This window comes from Candidatus Thorarchaeota archaeon, from assembly GCA_021498125.1.
Taxonomy (GTDB): domain Archaea; phylum Asgardarchaeota; class Thorarchaeia; order Thorarchaeales; family Thorarchaeaceae; genus B65-G9.
On record JAIZWL010000001.1, the window covers coordinates 489,556 to 505,823 of the forward strand.

At 48.9% G+C, this 16,268-nt stretch carries 15 protein-coding genes; 10 read left to right on the plus strand and 5 right to left on the minus strand.

The window, feature by feature from the left end; genetic code table 11:
* The first annotated feature begins 2 nt into the window (after positions 1–2).
* The 3 genes from K9W43_02610 to larC all read left to right on the plus strand — a co-directional run bounded on the left by K9W43_02610 (position 3) and on the right by larC (position 3,709).
* Positions 3–1,424, plus strand: coding sequence for a methanogenesis marker 14 protein (locus tag K9W43_02610; GenBank protein MCF2136106.1), 1,422 nt, complete (start codon positions 3–5; stop codon positions 1,422–1,424).
* Between the two features lie 54 nt (positions 1,425–1,478).
* Positions 1,479–2,255: a coenzyme F420-0:L-glutamate ligase gene (cofE, locus tag K9W43_02615; protein MCF2136107.1), complete on the plus strand. Its 777-nt coding sequence runs from the start codon at positions 1,479–1,481 to the stop codon at positions 2,253–2,255.
* Positions 2,256–2,365: 110 nt separating this feature from the next.
* Positions 2,366–3,709: a nickel pincer cofactor biosynthesis protein LarC gene (gene larC / locus K9W43_02620; protein ID MCF2136108.1), complete on the plus strand. Its 1,344-nt coding sequence runs from the start codon at positions 2,366–2,368 to the stop codon at positions 3,707–3,709.
* A gap of 10 nt (positions 3,710–3,719) precedes the next feature.
* Here the strand turns inward: larC and K9W43_02625 are convergent, their stop codons facing one another.
* Both K9W43_02625 and K9W43_02630 read right to left on the minus strand, forming a co-directional pair.
* Positions 3,720–5,948 carry a hypothetical protein gene (locus K9W43_02625; protein ID MCF2136109.1) on the minus strand — a complete coding sequence of 743 codons (2,229 nt, stop codon included), beginning with the start codon at positions 5,946–5,948 and terminating at the stop codon, positions 3,720–3,722.
* Between the two features lie 20 nt (positions 5,949–5,968).
* On the minus strand, positions 5,969–6,241 hold the full coding sequence (locus tag K9W43_02630) for a DUF3086 domain-containing protein (protein ID MCF2136110.1): 273 nt from the start codon (positions 6,239–6,241) through the stop codon (positions 5,969–5,971).
* 264 nt (positions 6,242–6,505) lie between these two features.
* Here K9W43_02630 and K9W43_02635 point away from each other — a divergent pair, with 264 nt between their 5' ends.
* Positions 6,506–7,075, plus strand: a complete 570-nt coding sequence (locus K9W43_02635) for a GTP-binding protein (GenBank protein ID MCF2136111.1) — start codon at positions 6,506–6,508, stop codon at positions 7,073–7,075.
* A gap of 96 nt (positions 7,076–7,171) precedes the next feature.
* Positions 7,172–8,299, plus strand: a complete 1,128-nt coding sequence (locus tag K9W43_02640) for a WD40 repeat domain-containing protein (protein MCF2136112.1) — start codon at positions 7,172–7,174, stop codon at positions 8,297–8,299.
* An 11-nt stretch (positions 8,300–8,310) separates the two neighbouring features.
* On the opposite strand, the gene K9W43_02645 is transcribed toward K9W43_02640, so the two are convergent.
* Positions 8,311–8,844: a GTP-binding protein gene (locus K9W43_02645; protein MCF2136113.1), complete on the minus strand. Its 534-nt coding sequence runs from the start codon at positions 8,842–8,844 to the stop codon at positions 8,311–8,313.
* Between the two features lie 131 nt (positions 8,845–8,975).
* On the opposite strand from K9W43_02645, the gene K9W43_02650 reads away from it, so the two are divergent.
* The 5 genes from K9W43_02650 to K9W43_02670 all read left to right on the plus strand — a co-directional run bounded on the left by K9W43_02650 (position 8,976) and on the right by K9W43_02670 (position 13,595).
* Positions 8,976–9,371 carry a roadblock/LC7 domain-containing protein gene (locus K9W43_02650; protein MCF2136114.1) on the plus strand — a complete coding sequence of 132 codons (396 nt, stop codon included), beginning with the start codon at positions 8,976–8,978 and terminating at the stop codon, positions 9,369–9,371.
* Positions 9,372–9,434: 63 nt separating this feature from the next.
* Entirely contained in the window at positions 9,435–9,749 is a 315-nt protein-coding gene (locus K9W43_02655; GenBank protein MCF2136115.1) for a thioredoxin family protein, read from the plus strand.
* A gap of 7 nt (positions 9,750–9,756) precedes the next feature.
* The gene (locus K9W43_02660; protein MCF2136116.1) at positions 9,757–10,500 is read left to right on the plus strand and encodes an AAA family ATPase; all 744 of its coding nucleotides are present in this window, start codon (positions 9,757–9,759) and stop codon (positions 10,498–10,500) included.
* A 28-nt stretch (positions 10,501–10,528) separates the two neighbouring features.
* Entirely contained in the window at positions 10,529–11,236 is a 708-nt protein-coding gene (locus K9W43_02665; protein ID MCF2136117.1) for a hypothetical protein, read from the plus strand.
* Positions 11,237–11,297: 61 nt separating this feature from the next.
* The gene (locus K9W43_02670) at positions 11,298–13,595 is read left to right on the plus strand and encodes a hypothetical protein (protein MCF2136118.1); all 2,298 of its coding nucleotides are present in this window, start codon (positions 11,298–11,300) and stop codon (positions 13,593–13,595) included.
* Between the two features lie 3 nt (positions 13,596–13,598).
* Here K9W43_02670 and K9W43_02675 read toward each other — a convergent pair whose 3' ends face one another.
* Entirely contained in the window at positions 13,599–15,677 is a 2,079-nt protein-coding gene (locus K9W43_02675) for a GTP-binding protein (GenBank protein MCF2136119.1), read from the minus strand.
* 3 nt (positions 15,678–15,680) lie between these two features.
* Entirely contained in the window at positions 15,681–16,268 is a 588-nt protein-coding gene (locus K9W43_02680) for an N-acetyltransferase (protein ID MCF2136120.1), read from the minus strand.

Here is a 16,268-nt window from a genome sequence, read left to right on the forward strand (position 1 = left end):
GTGTGACCTTCCGTATCGTGAGACCCAAGAGCATGAGTATCTCCTCTCTTCGTCGGGGGCCGTTCTATACGGTTGCCTCTGTCGAATTGGGGAATACGACGACCAAATGCATCATAGTTTCGACCAATCTTAAGACAGGTGAGATGTTTGAGATTGCCAAAGAGGTGCGTCTGACCAAGACCGTTCGTCCTCCGCGGGATGATGAGTCTGTCTTTGGTAGCACTCTCGTGGGGATCGACTTGACCCGCGAATCGGTGGCTGAGCTGGTGCGTGATGTTCTTCTTGCTGCTGTCGGGAAGGTCCATCTAGACATAAACGAGGACATCCATTTTGTTGTGCGATCTACAGGTGTGACGGCAGGCTTCGCACACCCTGAGGATGTGGGTGAGATGGTGAAAGCCTTGGCCGAGGGCTGCCTTGCTGCAGGAATCCCACCTCGAAAGATGACGGCCTCGATCTCTCCTGCAAATCTTCCTCCGGGCATTCGTCAATACACATGGCTAAAGAAGGTCTACTTTGATGGTGCCGTTGCAGGATCTCTTCCGCCCTCAAACACTGAGATAGTGGCCAATGAGATGGAGGGCGAGCTTGTCACAGCCGGTCTAAAGGGTGCTGCAAAGTCTACAACAATTGACTTTCGGAATCCTGTGATGACGCTTGATTTTGGAACGACTCTTGCAGGACGTATCACTGACAATGGAAGTCCCTATGCTAAGACCGTCGGTTCTTTTGCCGGTCTGGGCGGAGCGATCCCCGATGCTATTATTCGTGGGACCGATCTTGTAGATGCCAAGATGGGCAGTGTGATCGAGGTCAAACTCCCAAAACGCTATCGCCTATTGGATATTGCAGATCATTGGTTAGACGTACTCGACAAGATAATTCGAGTGGCCCACGTTCCGGATGGGGTCTCCCGTTATGGTACAGTCCCAGTCAATACACGCGCCGCCGCGGAATCCGGTGTCGCCTTGATCGGTGTGGATGCTGGAACGAACGGTTCAGGACTTGAACAACTACGACGCCTTGGTCAGGAGATATACGAGACCGAAGGTCTCCCTATGCTTATCTCAGTGATTGACCATGTCCAATCCAATATTGTTCAGCGTCTTGTGGCGATTGCGGAGTCTGAGGGCCTGATCTTTCCAGAGACCTCTCTCGGTCTCACCGGGCGTGCAATAACTTCAGGCGCAAAACCGCGAATCATTGCGAATGCGCTCCATCTCGACAATGGAGAATTATGGACGGCCTCTCACGATCTTCTCTTTGCAGAGGATGGGCTTGCTATGGGTGCTGGCGTGGCAGCAAGGTGTATGAACTCTCTAGGCACCCCCCGGAATCCGATGGGTGGCAGGCGTGGGGAGGGTTGTGTCATGGCATCACGGATGAAACTGCAACGAAGAGATCAACAATCCGATGAGCATTGACTGCTTCGTAGTCTTTAACTAGCATTGCCTTGTCGTCCTGTTGAGGCCACTCTAATGCTTGTCATTCCGATCAAGACCCGAATCATTCAACCAGATGACGATTTTATCGATGTTCTTCTTGAAGGTCTATCGAAGACCGGATACGAGATCGAAGATGGTGATATCCTTGGTGTTGCCGAGACCCCTCTTGGAACCACTGAGGGTCAGATCGTCCGACTTGAGGACGTTGAGGTTTCCCCCAAGGCCCGAGAACTTGCAGAGAAATACGATATTGTTCCAGAAGTGGCCGAGCTGGTCGTTCGAGAGGCCGATGAGATCCTTGGTGGGGTCTCTCATATCATGCTCACCATCAAAGACAATACCCTGATGGCTAATGCAGGTGTTGACAAGTCTAACGTGCCACCCGGTTATGCCTCTCTTCTCCCCAAAGACTCACGAGCAAGTGCCGAGCGTCTACGTCAAGAGATATACTCTCGTCTTGGTAAAAAGATCGGTGTGATTGTCATCGACAGTCGCACGCAACCCTTACGACTGGGGACCATTGGAATGGCGCTGGGGGTCGCAGGTTTCAGACCAGTTGTAGATGAACGAGGGCATAAGGACCTCTTCGGGAATGTATTGCGTGTGACACGTCGTGCAGTTGCTGATAATCTGGCATCTGCGTGTACGGCTGTCATGGGGGAGTCAAGCGAGTCAATACCCGCAGCCCTCATCAAAGATCCTCCCGCAGAAATGGTGGATGCGTCCTTCTCCTCATCTGAGATGTGGATCAGTCCTGATGAATGTCTATATATGGCGATCTTTGACCAGTGGCGCCCGCACAAGAAATAGCTATTTAAGACGGCCTCCTCCTCTCTCTCTTGTGTCTATCTCTGTTACCATTTGAAAAGACAAAAAAGGGACATTAACCGCATTTGCAATACTTCTGTGGAGATGTACAAATGAATGAGAAAACGGTTCTCCTCGACGTGATGACCGCTGGCGCCTCAGGTGATATGTTTCTCTCGGCTCTCATTGATCTACTCGATGATGATAATGCCTTGGTCCCTGTTGCAGCAAGCCTGCTCATCTACGATCCTACTATCCGCGTGCATGTCGATAAAGTCGAGGATGGCCGGACAATAAAGATCACTCATGATCAAGGGCTCAGGCTCTCTCCCGAATCTCTCAGAGAGATCATTACTGGAGTCTCTGAAGAGCTGGAACTCTCTAAGCAATCTACCACTTTTGCACTGAAGGCCCTTCAGGAGATCATGGAGGCCGAATCACGGGCTCATGACATGCCCGTTGAAAAATTACATCTTCATGAAACCGGTTCAGTCGATACAGTTCTGGACATTGTAGGAACTGCATATCTTCTCGAAAAGGCCGGACTGATGAGTAAGACTCGCTTTCTCTCTACCCCTGTTGCTGTTGGAAGCGGTACGATTCAGATCGAGCATGGTGAGATGGAAGTGCCTGTTCCTGCTGTTGCTGAGCTTCTTGTATCTCATGAAGTGCCATTCATCACTGGAGATGCAAAGACAGAGGTTCTTACTCCAACAGGTGCGGCAATCTTGGTCTCATTAGTAAATGAGTTTGTGGACTCGACTGATGGGTTCGATGTTATCCGCTCCGGTGTTGGTTACGGATCACGTGACTTGGGAGAGGTCCCAAATAGAATGAGAATTCTTGTTGGAACCCCACAGACCATTCCTCCTGTTTTTACCGCAGAGACCCCCACAGAATCTACGCCAATCAAGACCCAGACACCGCATACACAAGCTGCGCAACCACACTCACACCCCCCCTCAGAGGCTATCGTCATGCAGCAAGGTTGGGACACAGATAATGTGATTGTTATTGAGGCCAATGTGGACGATGTTGATGGTGAAGCCATCGGTACGATCTTTGATGCCCTGTTGAAAGAGGGCAATGCCTATGATGTCGTCATGATTCCGGCCTATGGTAAAAAGAATCGCCCATGTTATGTTGTCAAGGTCATTACAACCGAAGAAAATCTTACGAAAGTCGCCGAGATAATGGTCCGTCATCTAGGAACACTGGGTGTTCGGTATACCAATTGGAGCCGATTAAAAGCATCTCGTGAGGTCATAGTCTGCCGCTTGGAGGTGGACGATAAGGAATACATGGTGCGGGTCAAGATCTCGCGTGGACCAAATGGTGAAATCATCAATATCAAGCCGGAGGCCGATGACTTGGTTAAGGTTTCTGCTGAGACTGGTATCCCTGTTCGTGAGATCAAACCTCGTATTGCTCTCCAAGCCTATGCGGTCACGGAATGATTCGTACTCATTACCATTGACTGCTCTCCACTATGGTATTCAGATATTGAAATGGGATCAGATTCTCGAAAGCACGGCGGCACAATAGCGCGTATGCACCATGATCGTAGTGCACATTCTGATCCACCAATTCGAGAGCTCTTACACGTTGTTCCGGAATCTTCGAGTCGGAATGTACAAGTATGTATCGGACGCTCTGTCCAGCGTGAAGTTCTCTACCTGCTTTTTTCAGTTGACGGGCGGCAAGTGCAGCTCGCGAAGTAGTACGGTATTCGTCAGGATCACGTGTTAATCGTGCATGTAAGATGAGGTCTCGATAGTCTACATCTCCCTCATACAATCTTTGAATATACTCTTTACATACTGCCTGTGCCTCTGGTATCAATCCGATGAACTCCGACTTGTCAGCCGCCAGCGCCAGTATCTTGATTATCTCCTGTTGGCAATCACTCACATATGCGCATGTGTCCCGTCTTCGGGTCTCGATCCCCCGTGTCTTTATCGAGCCATTAAGGAAGACTCCATAGTACCTGTTAAGTGGCGCAATTGTTGGATGCAAGCGGGATGAGGGAATCACCAGCCACCTGTAAAATCCCTTGAGCGACATCTCAATTCCCACCTCCTCAGTAACCCGTCTGCAAAATTTTTGGACTAATTCATAATCTATACCACGAGGTGATCTTACCCAGAGCGAATCAACAATTCCGTGAATCGCCTCAAGGCCCATCTCTTCTCCTATCTCACGAGTCCTTAGCAGTGTCTCTCTGGCGAAGGCTGTGACTGCGGTGTGGGCTTCGACTCTTCCAAATCTGGCGTTCTTGAAGCCGAGATACCCAAAGCATGATACCAAGACGCCTTTCAGCGTGTTCTGCATGAGTCTATACTTTCTGGGATCATGCCCCTCTTGTATCATCTTCTTGAATCCGTTCCGTTTCTTCACGACGATCTCCAGCGCCTTGGCTACGATTCCCCTCTTTCTGTCGCAGATGCGAAATGGCAATCCCGGGATCTCTCTGCAAAACCTCTCATTGAACTCACACGATTTACGGAAACAGATCGTCTCAGGACTGATGTTGTGGTTGACCATGAGCGTTGGATACATTGATGAGAAGTCGCACTCTGCAACATTCTCGTAAATGCCCGGTGCCGGTTGGAAGATCAGTCCACCTCTGTCGATAATCCTGAGGTCGCTGACGGTCTTGAGAAACTCGGGATTCTTCTTAATCGGAGGGATCAGGATTCCCATCTTGAATGCTGTATAGTATTGTACTGCGGCGTTCACGCTTCCAATTGACATTCGAGCTGTCCTCTGTGGTGACACAAATGCAAGACGGCAGCCCTCGATGATCCCCTCAAGTCCCGTCGGTGAGTAGTAGAGGCTCTCTGCCCGATCGATGTGAATTCTCCCCTTGAACATGACCTGATTGCCGGCTCTATATACGACCTGATTATACTGCCAAAATGAGGTAGGCTCTCTCTCAAACACCTGCAATGGGGAACCATCTCGGGAAAAGACGAGCTTAAGACCATTAACCTTGGCACGGCGCGTAAGATACTGGAACAAGAACTCGTCACCACCGTCAGTGACTATAATGTCCGGATCTAACTCGTCGATGGTCTTCTGAAGTTCTTGGAGAATGCTCCGCTCATCATTGTCCTCAATGCGGATCAGTTTTCCGTTATGGTAAATATCTACTCTCTGGACTGGGTCGTTCAATTGTGGGAATATTCGGTCTGTGCGAATAACGACCTCTAACCGGATCTCGTCAAGCAGTGGGGTCTCATATTCGACAGCCTCTCGATCATCAAGACCTCTCACCTGAATGATCTGTTCTCTCTCATCGAGCTCGGCCTCTATTCGTTCAAATGGGAAGACTTCCTCCTCGATGAAAAACTGCTGGACTGGATCAATATCTGCATGGTATACTGTGGCGTGGGGGATGCGCTCAAGGTCTCTTGCCACCCGGCGAAATGCACATGGTGTTGTAAAGACGCGAATGACTTGCGTACGCTCATCGTCGTAGACGCTGACGAATTTTTGTTCGATAGCCGTTCGCGTGACCAGCGGGTGTTCTTCTATGCTTCGTGCAATGTCCTTTAGCGTTCGATCCACTTGATCGTCGATGCTCATGTATAGCGAGGGATTGAATCTCTTGTAGGCACGTCCTCTAGTCGTTCTATTCTCTTTTATCCAGAGCGTGAGACCATCATCATTGTTGCAGTCGATGCTTGCGTCCAACAACCACCCGCTGAGTCGCATCAGTCTGTCTGCCCCACCATCCTATTTTCTAGTCGAGTCAGTCGGGACTCTATATCTTTTAGTGAACGAAGGAGGTCTATCATCGCGGACACAAGAACGATCTCTGTGGTACGAGTGGGCATCATAGTTCCTGCATCTCCTCTCGATCGTGCGCTATCGAACAATTGTTCTAGTATCTCCCGTTCCTCTGGGCGTAGAGTGCGTTTGAAGTGGCTCCAACGTTGTGCCTCTATATCAATCGCTTCACGAAAGGTTCTGACGGTCCGGCCCATTCAAGACACCAACAATCAATACGGGTCAATAATGAAGCTTGAGTGTAGAGAAATCTGGTCTTTTCTATTGGTCTTTCCCCTCTCAAATGGATATACTGCGCCTAGACTGTTCCCCGAAACTACTTAGACACGGAAGTTTCATATTGGGCGTTGAACACGGAAGTTTCATATTGAGCATTCTACACACTTCACAAGACCAATTCGTTGCATCGAAGTATTGGACATGGTGCTGAGCGCTAAGACAATTCATTTGGTGGTCACAATATGGTAACTGCACTATTCAAGGTCGTTCTCATGGGCGATGGTTCTGTTGGCAAGACGAGCCTGAGGCGATCATATATGGGTGAGAACTTTCGGGCATCCTACATGATCACGATTGGCGCGGATTTTGCCGTCAAGAAGATGTCTCTGGAAGGGGGCCATGAGGTCAGCATTCAGATATGGGACTTGGCAGGTCAAGAACATTTCAAGAATGTACGATCCACATTTTACAAAGGCGCTCAGGGTGCATTGGCGGTGTACTCCACTGTTGAACGATCTTCTTTCGAGAATCTGCGAAATTGGATAAACGAGTGCTGGGGTAATGCTGGCAAGAAGATTCCTATAGTTGTGATCGGTAACAAGATTGATCTCCGAGAGCAGTTCCAAGACAATCCTGCAATGAAACAGAGTATTGTCACGACAGCAGAGGGGCAGAAATTCGCTAAAGACCTTCAGGCACGCGAGGGGGTTCATACATCCTTTCTTGAGACCTCTGCAAAGACTGGCCAGAATGTAGAGGCCGCATTTCTTGAGCTTGCAATCAAGATTCTCGAGGCTGGAGGGCTCGCATAGTCTTTTCATGGGCCTTGAACGGCGCAAAGTCTCTATTCATAAGACTTTTAGAGCCAAAAATCTGGCTCATCAAGTGAGTTTGCAGGAGTGACTATTATGGCATCAGAGGAATTATCCCTCTTTCTAAAACCAAAGATTCTACGACCACAGGCTTCTCATGGTTCAGAGATCACTCGGCGCTTTGCAATGAATCGAGTCGGTAGAATGATTGCCGCAGCAATGCAGGATCGAAGCATTCGCTTCTTTGATGTAGAAAATGGTACTGAGGTTCAGAAGATCCAGGATGATTTCCTCTGCACTTCTATTGCCTTTAGTCCACGTGGCGATATTGTAGTGACTGGTGGTGTAGATCGGCTCATCAAGATCTGGGACATCAAGACTGGTGAGCGTCTGGCAACATTGGAGGGTCATTCTTATCCGATTCTTAGTCTATCGTTCTCACCTGATGGGGATAAGTTCGTGTCAGGTAGTGGGGACACCACGCTCATGGTCTGGGATGTTGATAATCTTCAGAGCCTCCATCATCTCAAGGGTCACTCTCTGTATGTGGTCGGGTGCGAGTGGGACCCCTTGGGCAATCGCATTATCTCGGCAGGAGTTGATGGAGCGATTGGCGTCTGGGACCCGAACTCTGGTGAACAGATCGATTGGATTCAGGAACATCGTACTGCTGTGCACTCAATTCATTTCTCATCTGATGGATCTCTTCTTGCATCGGGCTCGTCCGATCTCAGTATTGTGATCTGGGACGCGACGGGAAAGTCCCTTGCCAAACAGAAAAAGCTCATGGGTCATTCGGCAGAGGTCAGGACTGTGGCCTTTAGCTCCGATTCCAAATATCTTGCATCCGGCTCCAGTGACAAAGACCTCTTCATCTGGAAACTGGACGATTATACACGTGCGGGTGAGAGTACCACATTCAGTGAGGTGGATGGTCTGGAATGGCTTCCTAACACGCACTCTTTCATAACGGCTGATGGTACTGGTGCTATAGTCCGTTGGGAAGTGAACGAGCTTGGCTCAATTCTTGCTCCCTTCAATGCGTTGCTTGCAGAGATACAATCAGACACGGATCATTCTCGTCGTGATGAACTGATTCAAAAGTATGAGGCACTCAAGTCACAATACGATCCTGAGGTCCTTCGAGATAAGCGTGTTTTCTATGCCCTATGGCAATGTCGAAAGGGTCTAGGCCTCCTGAAAGGGAAACCCCGTGGTGCATAGGCCTCTCATCATTACGGCTTCGTTGTCACCGAATCGATCATTATCTCACAGAGCTTGACAAAAGATTCCTCGACATTATGTCCAGTTAATGCACTTGACTCGACATAGATCGAGTCTATTTTCCGTGCATATTCCTCTCCCTCTTCGGCCGATACTATTCTACTGTCCTTGAGATCTATCTTGTTGGCGACGACAATGAGCGGGATCTCTCGATTGAGGCTGTCGAACGCCTCTTTCCTCCACCTGTCGAGATTTATGAAGGTCCTTCTTCGTGTGACATCATAGACCAGCAGTCCGCCTCGTGCACCACGATAAAATGATTGGCGAACCACTTCAAATCGCTGCTGACCTGCCAGATCCCAGACCTGTACTGTCACGGTTGCATCTCTGCTTGGCACATCTATTCTTTTGATAGCAAAATCACTACCAATGGTTCGTTTGTAATCAGACTCAAAGTAGTCCTCTGTGAACCTCATGGTTAATGCAGTCTTGCCCACGGCTCCATCTCCCAGCATTACCACTTTGAATCGGTACTCTGACGGCAAGTACTTCACAACCTCACACTTTCCTCTGACAATGCGCCTTAAAACCATTGTCCGCAAGTAGTGTTTATGATATTTGGGCATGCGCGCGCATGATTTAATAAGAGAATGCGCAAACTGAGATATGGTCATCAGTGAGAGATGAAGTTGCAATGAAACGCCCCGATTATGCAGCCCTTGCAGGAATACTTGAAGACATGAATCAGGAGGGCGGATATACCGCCTCAATACTTGCCAGAGACGACGGCTTGCTGATGGCATCCGCGGCAAATCCGACCACCAATCGGGAGGTCGTTGCTGCAATGTCTGGATATATTGCAGCGACAGCGGAACGAATGAGAAAAGAACTTGGTCTTGGAGAGCTTCGTGACATCTCAGTAAGATGTTCTGCTGGTAAGGCGGTGTTCCGTAAGATCTCCCCGGCAGGCAGTCAGCCACTTATACTTGCAGCAATCATGCCAAATAATGTGCGTTATCACTCGCGCGCATTAGGAAAGGCAGCGACTAAGATCCGGCGATTATTAAAATAGAGTGACAAGATTCAAGTGACACGGTGGTCAAAGAGTAATCCCCAACCTAAGGAGAATGGGCACTTGACGGACGAGGAAGATAGTATGTCTGAAGAGGAAAATGACTCGAATCTTGTAGAAATCGTCTTCTTCAAGTCTGACACATGTGCCTTTTGTTCACGTGCTGAACAGATACTACGCGAAACAATTGAGGATTTTGGTCCTGAGATGTTTAAGATCACGACATACAATATAACCCATGAGCCAGAGAGAGCTGAAGAGTTTGGAGTGTTTGCACTACCTACGATCATTATTGGGGGAATGTCCGTGACAGGAATTCCCGAACCTGAGACGATACTCAAGATGATATTAGGCTTCAAAATGGGAATGAGGAGTTGAACTGAAAATGAGTCAATACAAAATTGAACGAGTCAAGACAGGCGTCCCTGGTCTTGATGAGCTAATTGAAGGAGGCTTTCCAAAAGGTGATACTATCCTTGTGGCCGGAAAGGCTGGTACAGGAAAGAGTATCTTGGCAACACAGTTTCTATACCGTGGTGTTGTCGACTATGACGAGCCCGGTGTACTCATCACTCTGGAGGAACCGCCTCGCCTTATCAAACGAAACATGATGCGCTTTGGTATGGACCTTGAGAAGCTGGAGAAGTCTGGCAAGTTGGCTATTGTTGATCTTTCGCCTGCACGGACGACCTCTGTAAACATTGAGGAATACCCAAGTTTTGACCTGTCCGGGCTTGAAGCAATTATCATGCATCATGTGAAGCGGATCAATGCTCAACGGGTGGTCATCGATACTATCTCAATTCTGGCTTACAAGTTCAAGAGCCGCGACATCTTGCGTGAAGAAATCTTCAAGATGTGCGCGAATATAACTCGTGCGGGTTGCACGCTCTTATTGACGAGTGAGATTCCTGCACAGGATACTGGTTTCGGAGTGTTTGATATTGAAGCCTTTCTCGCGTCTGGAGTGATCGTTCTGTATAATGAAAAGATTAGTGACACTTCTCGTTCCCGATCGATTGAAGTCTTGAAGCTTAGAGGCTCTAAGCACAGTTCGCGAATCCATTCAATGCGTATCACTGACGAGGGGATTCGAGTCTGGCCGGGCGAGATCTCACCAGGCACCTAAACAATAACAAACCACTGAGGAATAATTGATGTCCGAGCATACACAAGATTCGGAAACGCCTCATCCATTAAAAGCGCATCCCATGATTGGCGACCTTGTGCAATTTGGTCAATTGACCCAAGTTTCAATAATGCTAGTTGGGCCAATTGGTTCGGGAAAGACCACCTATGCAGAGGCATACCTTGCGGAAGGTCTCGAGTTGGGGTTTCCGGCAGTCTTTGTGACGACAGATGTTTCTCCTCGTGTCATAAGAAACGATATGGCTCGGCATGGTTGGAATATTGACGAGTACGAGCGTGCAGGGCAATTCGTCTTCATTGATGGTTACTCTGAACGTATGGGTGCACCAAAGACAAGCAATGCTCGTTCTCTCACAAAGGTCGATGATATTAGCGAGCTAGGTATAGTCCTCTCTGAAGTTTTAGACAACTTGGTCGTGGCGCGAGTGGTAATCGATAGTCTGTCAACGTTGATTCTCCATTCCACCCCGGCTTCTATGCCGCGTGCTGTCCAGCGACTCAGTGGTAGAGTGACTCAGAGTTCCCATAGCATTATGTATGTACTTGAAGAGGGCGTTCATGATGAGAAGACCTATGCAACATTCTCGTATCTTGCTGATGCGGTCCTACGATTCAAGGTCGAGGATGCTCCTCCCATCCCAAAGCACTATGTCCGAATGGAACGGATGCGTGGTACTGAGACCACACGAACTTGGATGGAGTTTGTAATCGAATGAGTGTGACTACCATCACATCTATTAACAATAGGCTGTCGGGTTTGACTGCGGGATGGTCGAATTGGTATCGCAGATTCAAAGTATCTTGAGAGATATTCTCTGTGCGTCAGTTTCCCTAGATGATGGGCTCTCCGCTCTTCAAAGCATCGCACGTGATCATCCCGAGGAAGTAGAACTAGCATATGAGGTGGCTCGTGCCATTGAAGAGATCCTTCTTCGAAGGCCCTCTCTTGCCAGTACAAAGCTGACGGAATTGACAGTCCGCCTCTCATTTGATGAGCGTCGTGATCTCCCAAAGATGCTCATGCTTCTCGAGACCAGATATACCAATTCTTTCAGACGTAATGAGGCTGAGCTTCTCCCTGATGTCCAAGCAATACCAAACTTGCTAGACATATTGAGCGAGCTCTCGCAATCGATGGGTACTGCTCTTGAAATCAACCTTCGCCCACTTCTCCCCTTTCTCTCAGATGAGACCCTTCTGACCTTAGATGCGATCTATACGCGGAAACATGAGGCCTCAACACTAGTGGCTGTTCACGAGGTCCATTATTTGACCGCGCTCTTACTGGATGCAGGTATGTTCGAGTGTGCCGAGGCGCTTCTCAATCAGCTTCTGATAATCGCACGGGAGATGAATCTCTCGGACTTTGAATTCGAGCTCACTCTTGATGAGGCAGCCGTATTGACAGAGCTTGGAATGTACGATGAGTGTCGAAGACTCCTCAACCCTCAGATAGAGGCCGCAACGGCTGCTGACAACCATGAGCATCTTGCTGCGCTCATGTTGCAACTGAGCATAAATGAGACCCGTGACGACACGATCCCCTATATGACTGCACGAGCCCTTGGTGATCGTGCTATTGCGCTCTATTCTGATGCTGTTGACAAGAGTCTTCTCTCCATCGAACAATTGGGTGCCGCCTATGTCACGATCGCCTCGAACATTCTCAGCACTGGTTGGCGTGAGGGAGTCGATGAGGCCATCACCCGGTACAAGTCCGCTCTTGAGGTAGTAGAGGCCATTGAGCCGCGTACTCTCGATCAATCACTTCTTCTCTTCAAGACTCTGGCCGGAATTGGATTCGCATATGGTCTGCTGGGCGACTATGATAGTATCCATCGTGCAATTGACTATCTTAATCAGGCATCTTCGCTTCTCAATGAGACTGATGTTCGTGATCGTGATAGCCGTGTTGAGAGGGCGTGGTGCAATGCAACGATAGGGTGGATTTGTCTCACCTCTGAATCCGATGAATTCTGGGATCAAGGTACTAAGGCTCTCAAGAATGCTCTCTCTATGCGTGAAGATCTTCTCAAAGAGGATCTGGTAAACTCGCTGGATATTATCAGTTGTAAGGTTGGACTTGGGCTGTCCCTTCTAAGAACGAACGAGGCTATTGATGATACTACGTTAGCTCTATTGCGTGACGCTCTTTTACAATACATCCCCCTCTTGTTCACCGATCAACGGGCAATGGTCGAGACCTCTATAACAATCTATGACATCATGTGGATGACCCATAGGCATGAAGTGGCAATTCCCTCGCGTCTTCTGGGTCTTCTCGAAGAAGTCATGAAGATGTTGGATGTGACGCAGGTCCATGATGGCGAGACCTTTGTTGTAGGCGCAAAGATGGTCGTACCTTATCTCCAAAGATCTTGGGAGACACTTCAGAGAGTGGCTCAGGAGACGATTCAATCAGGACATCAGCTGCATGATGTTGCACATCTTCTCTCTGCTCTCTCCACATCTAAAATGAATCATGATGTGTTGAATTCGGGAATTCCTGTCGCTCTTCACAATCCTGTGACCGATGCTGTTATTGCCGCCGATCCGATATTAGCGCAATATTGGAAGGGCCAGTTTTCCTTGGCTGACGCATTGCATTCCTTCTACACAAACAAAGACTATCCGACGCTCGCCGAGAAATTATATCGTGCGGCGACCGAGTTACGCGCAGTAGACTCCGTGGAATGTGAATTTGATGAATCAGTTGAGTTCATTAAAGCAACGGCAGTAACGCTCTCGATCGTTCTGTTTCGATTCACACGTGCTCTCCAAGGGCGCTATGCTATGACTGTTAATGTCACCGATGATGACATTCTTATTGGAACCGACTTTACAGAGCCTTTCAGTTTCATGTTGACTCAAGATTGGCTTGGCCTTGTAAAAATCACGACCGCCTATCTTCAGATGGTCGAGCGCGAAGATGTGAAGACGCATCCATATCTAAATGCAGTCTTCTCTAACATCTCCCGTTCGATTCGCATGATGGATCGTGTTGCTCTTGTTGAGCGTCGCATTCTCACGTTTCTAGGGTCAGAGATGAATCAGCGTTACTATCTGCGGCGATAGTCATCATTCGCGCTGCCCCACTGGTCTGTACTCTCCCGGTCTTGCACCCCACGTTGCCCAGCCCGATGTTGCTGTTCGCAATTCCCTTGCCAGTCCAAAAGATTCTCGTACAGGTATCTCCGCTTGAACTTTGTATAAGGACCGTTCCGAGTCTATCTGAAGCACATGCCCCTTTCTCCGCGCGAGGATCGATGAGATGACCCCCACATGTTCTTCCGGTGCTGTGATCTCAAGCTGTATCCATGGCTCCATGAGAACAGGGTCTCCACTTATGACACTCTCTCTCGCAGCCTGCAAGAGCGGTTGTGTCACATCCCTCCAGGTTGTTTCTGGTTTCTCGCTATAGAGGTGCGTCTTGAGAATCCTCAGAGTGACTCGTCGCATCCTCTCCCCTGCGACCGGTCCACTACGCATAAGCGTTGTAAATGCCTCTCGGACCCATTCGAACCCGTCAATATGTGGACCGATCGTCTTAGAGTCGTCAATGAGATAGTTTCCTGCACTGGCGTCTGCAATAAGAATGTCTTTCGTGGGTGGCGCATTATCAACAGTGAGTTCAGCCCGCACAGTGAATTGACTAGTGTCCTCCGCTCCACTTGTGATCTCCGTACCATTGTGTGTCATCTGCTCTTTGAATAACACCATTGGTTCTCCTAGGCGGACTTCTATCCCCTGTCTCGCAAGCTTTTCGATAGCGATCTCAACATGAAGTTCCCCCGCCCCTGATAGAAGCATCTCGCCAGTCTCCGGATTGACTGTGAACTCCAGTGCCGGATCTGTCGCCACAAACTGCATAATTGGTTCCTTTATAGAGGACAGTTCACTTAGCCTCTTGGGTTCAATGGTATAGGTGACAACAGCCTCAGTGGGATACTGGAGGTCAGTCATTGGCCACCCCTCTTTGGACTCTGCATCGACTAAGGTGTCTCCTATGGCGACATCTTGTAGTCCGGTGAGAAAGGCAATATTTCCACAGGGAACGACAGGAAGCGCAATACGACTTCGGGACATTGTGATTCCCACCTGCAATGTCTTGTCTACATTTTCTGAACGGAGATTTCGAAGTGGCCGAGCTCTCTCAAGTCTTCCCGATAGAACACGTCCGGTGGCAACGGTTCCTGCATGTCTGTCTGGTCTGACATCCGCAATGATGATGACGCAATGCCCGTTCTTATCACAGGTCATGAGGGATTTGACGAATTGTGTGTTTTCGTGTCCTCTCCAGAATTGAGGGACTCTATATCCCTGTGCCCGAATTGGGTCGGGTGTTGTAGTCACAAGTGCATCAAGGACAACTGGGGCAAGCGGATATCTCTTCTGTAAAAGCTCCTCTTGCTCTTCATCATACGCCTTTACACAGTCCTCCAAGATCGAAACGAATGCTCGTGCAAGATCAGATGGACTCTCACTTCCACCAGCGTGGGCCTTCAGGGTTTCGAGTCCGATGCCCCATTTGTCAAGTGCAGAGCCTATAACGAGAGACCCCTTCTTGAACGAGACCTCCCATTCTTCCAGTCTATCATCATCAAGATATTTGCCCAGCATCGTGTTAAACTCGCGGACCAGTTTAGTGATCTCGTCTGCCACTTTTTTCGTTCCAAGTCGTCGTTCAGTGATCAACCGATCCACTTTATTGACAAATAGTGTTGGCCTGACAAGCTCCTGCATGGCCTGTCTTGTGACGGTCTCCGTCTGTACCATGATCCCCTCGATCACATCCACGACGATCAGTGCGCCATCAGTAAGCCGTAAGCCTCGTGTGACATGACTGGAGAAGTCAATATGTCCCGGTGTGTCGATCAGATGAACTACTATGTCTTTTCCCCTCCATTTATGGAGGAGTGTGATGTTCGAGGCCTTGATCGTGATGCCACGTTCTTGTTCAATAAGGTCATAATCAAGAAGTCTTGCTCTGGCCGCCACCTCCTCCGAGAGGAGGCCTGAGGCCGCAATCAGCGAGTCAGCAAGAGTGGTCTTACCGTGATCAATATGGGCAATAATCGTGCAATTTCTAATTCTCTCTGCTTCATCAATTAGCCCCGCAACTCGCTCATTTACGAACTTCTTGTAGAGCCTTGACAACAACTACCCAACCTTTTCATAGTCGCTCTTTGGGATCTTGGTTTCTTCTCCACAGGAAGAGCACTTCATGATGACAACCTCGTCGTCTTGGGTCACGATCTCACGAAGTGGGTGCCCGCACTTGCACACGAATCCGATCAGTCTTGCGGGGTTGCCGGCAACGAGACCATGTGCAGGAACATCTTTTGTGACCACTGAGCCACTACCGACCAGACAGTATTCCCCAAGCACGGTATCACAGACAATGGTCGCATGAGCACCTATTGAGGCACCCTTCTTGACAAGGGTCTTTGCAACTTCCCAGGTCTCGGAGAACGCTCGCGGATACATATCATTTGTAAAGGTCATGTGAGGACCACAGAATACATCATCTTCAATGGTCACTCCGTGATATACGGAGACCCCATTCTGTATCTTTACACGATCGCCGATGACGACATCTGCATCAATATAGACATCTTTTCCGATAATGCAGTTCTTGCCTATCTTCGCGCTTCCTCGAACATGGGCAAAGTGCCAGACCTTTGTCCCATCTCCGATCTGGGCTCCATCATCAACGACGGCCTTTGAGTGGATGAATATGTCGCTCAT

What these genes read in the sequence shown, in the direction of transcription:
- cofE (MCF2136107.1), top strand. Translation starts at nt 1,479, where the DNA reads ATGCTTGTCATTCCGATCAAGACCCGAATCATTCAACCAGATGACGAT.
- larC (MCF2136108.1), top strand. Translation starts at nt 2,366, where the DNA reads ATGAATGAGAAAACGGTTCTCCTCGACGTGATGACCGCTGGCGCCTCA.
- K9W43_02630 (MCF2136110.1), bottom strand. Translation starts at nt 6,241, where the DNA reads ATGGGCCGGACCGTCAGAACCTTTCGTGAAGCGATTGATATAGAGGCA.
- K9W43_02635 (MCF2136111.1), top strand. Translation starts at nt 6,506, where the DNA reads ATGGTAACTGCACTATTCAAGGTCGTTCTCATGGGCGATGGTTCTGTT.
- K9W43_02640 (MCF2136112.1), top strand. Translation starts at nt 7,172, where the DNA reads ATGGCATCAGAGGAATTATCCCTCTTTCTAAAACCAAAGATTCTACGA.
- K9W43_02660 (MCF2136116.1), top strand. Translation starts at nt 9,757, where the DNA reads ATGAGTCAATACAAAATTGAACGAGTCAAGACAGGCGTCCCTGGTCTT.
- K9W43_02665 (MCF2136117.1), top strand. Translation starts at nt 10,529, where the DNA reads ATGTCCGAGCATACACAAGATTCGGAAACGCCTCATCCATTAAAAGCG.
- K9W43_02680 (MCF2136120.1), bottom strand. Translation starts at nt 16,268, where the DNA reads ATGAGCGACATATTCATCCACTCAAAGGCCGTCGTTGATGATGGAGCC.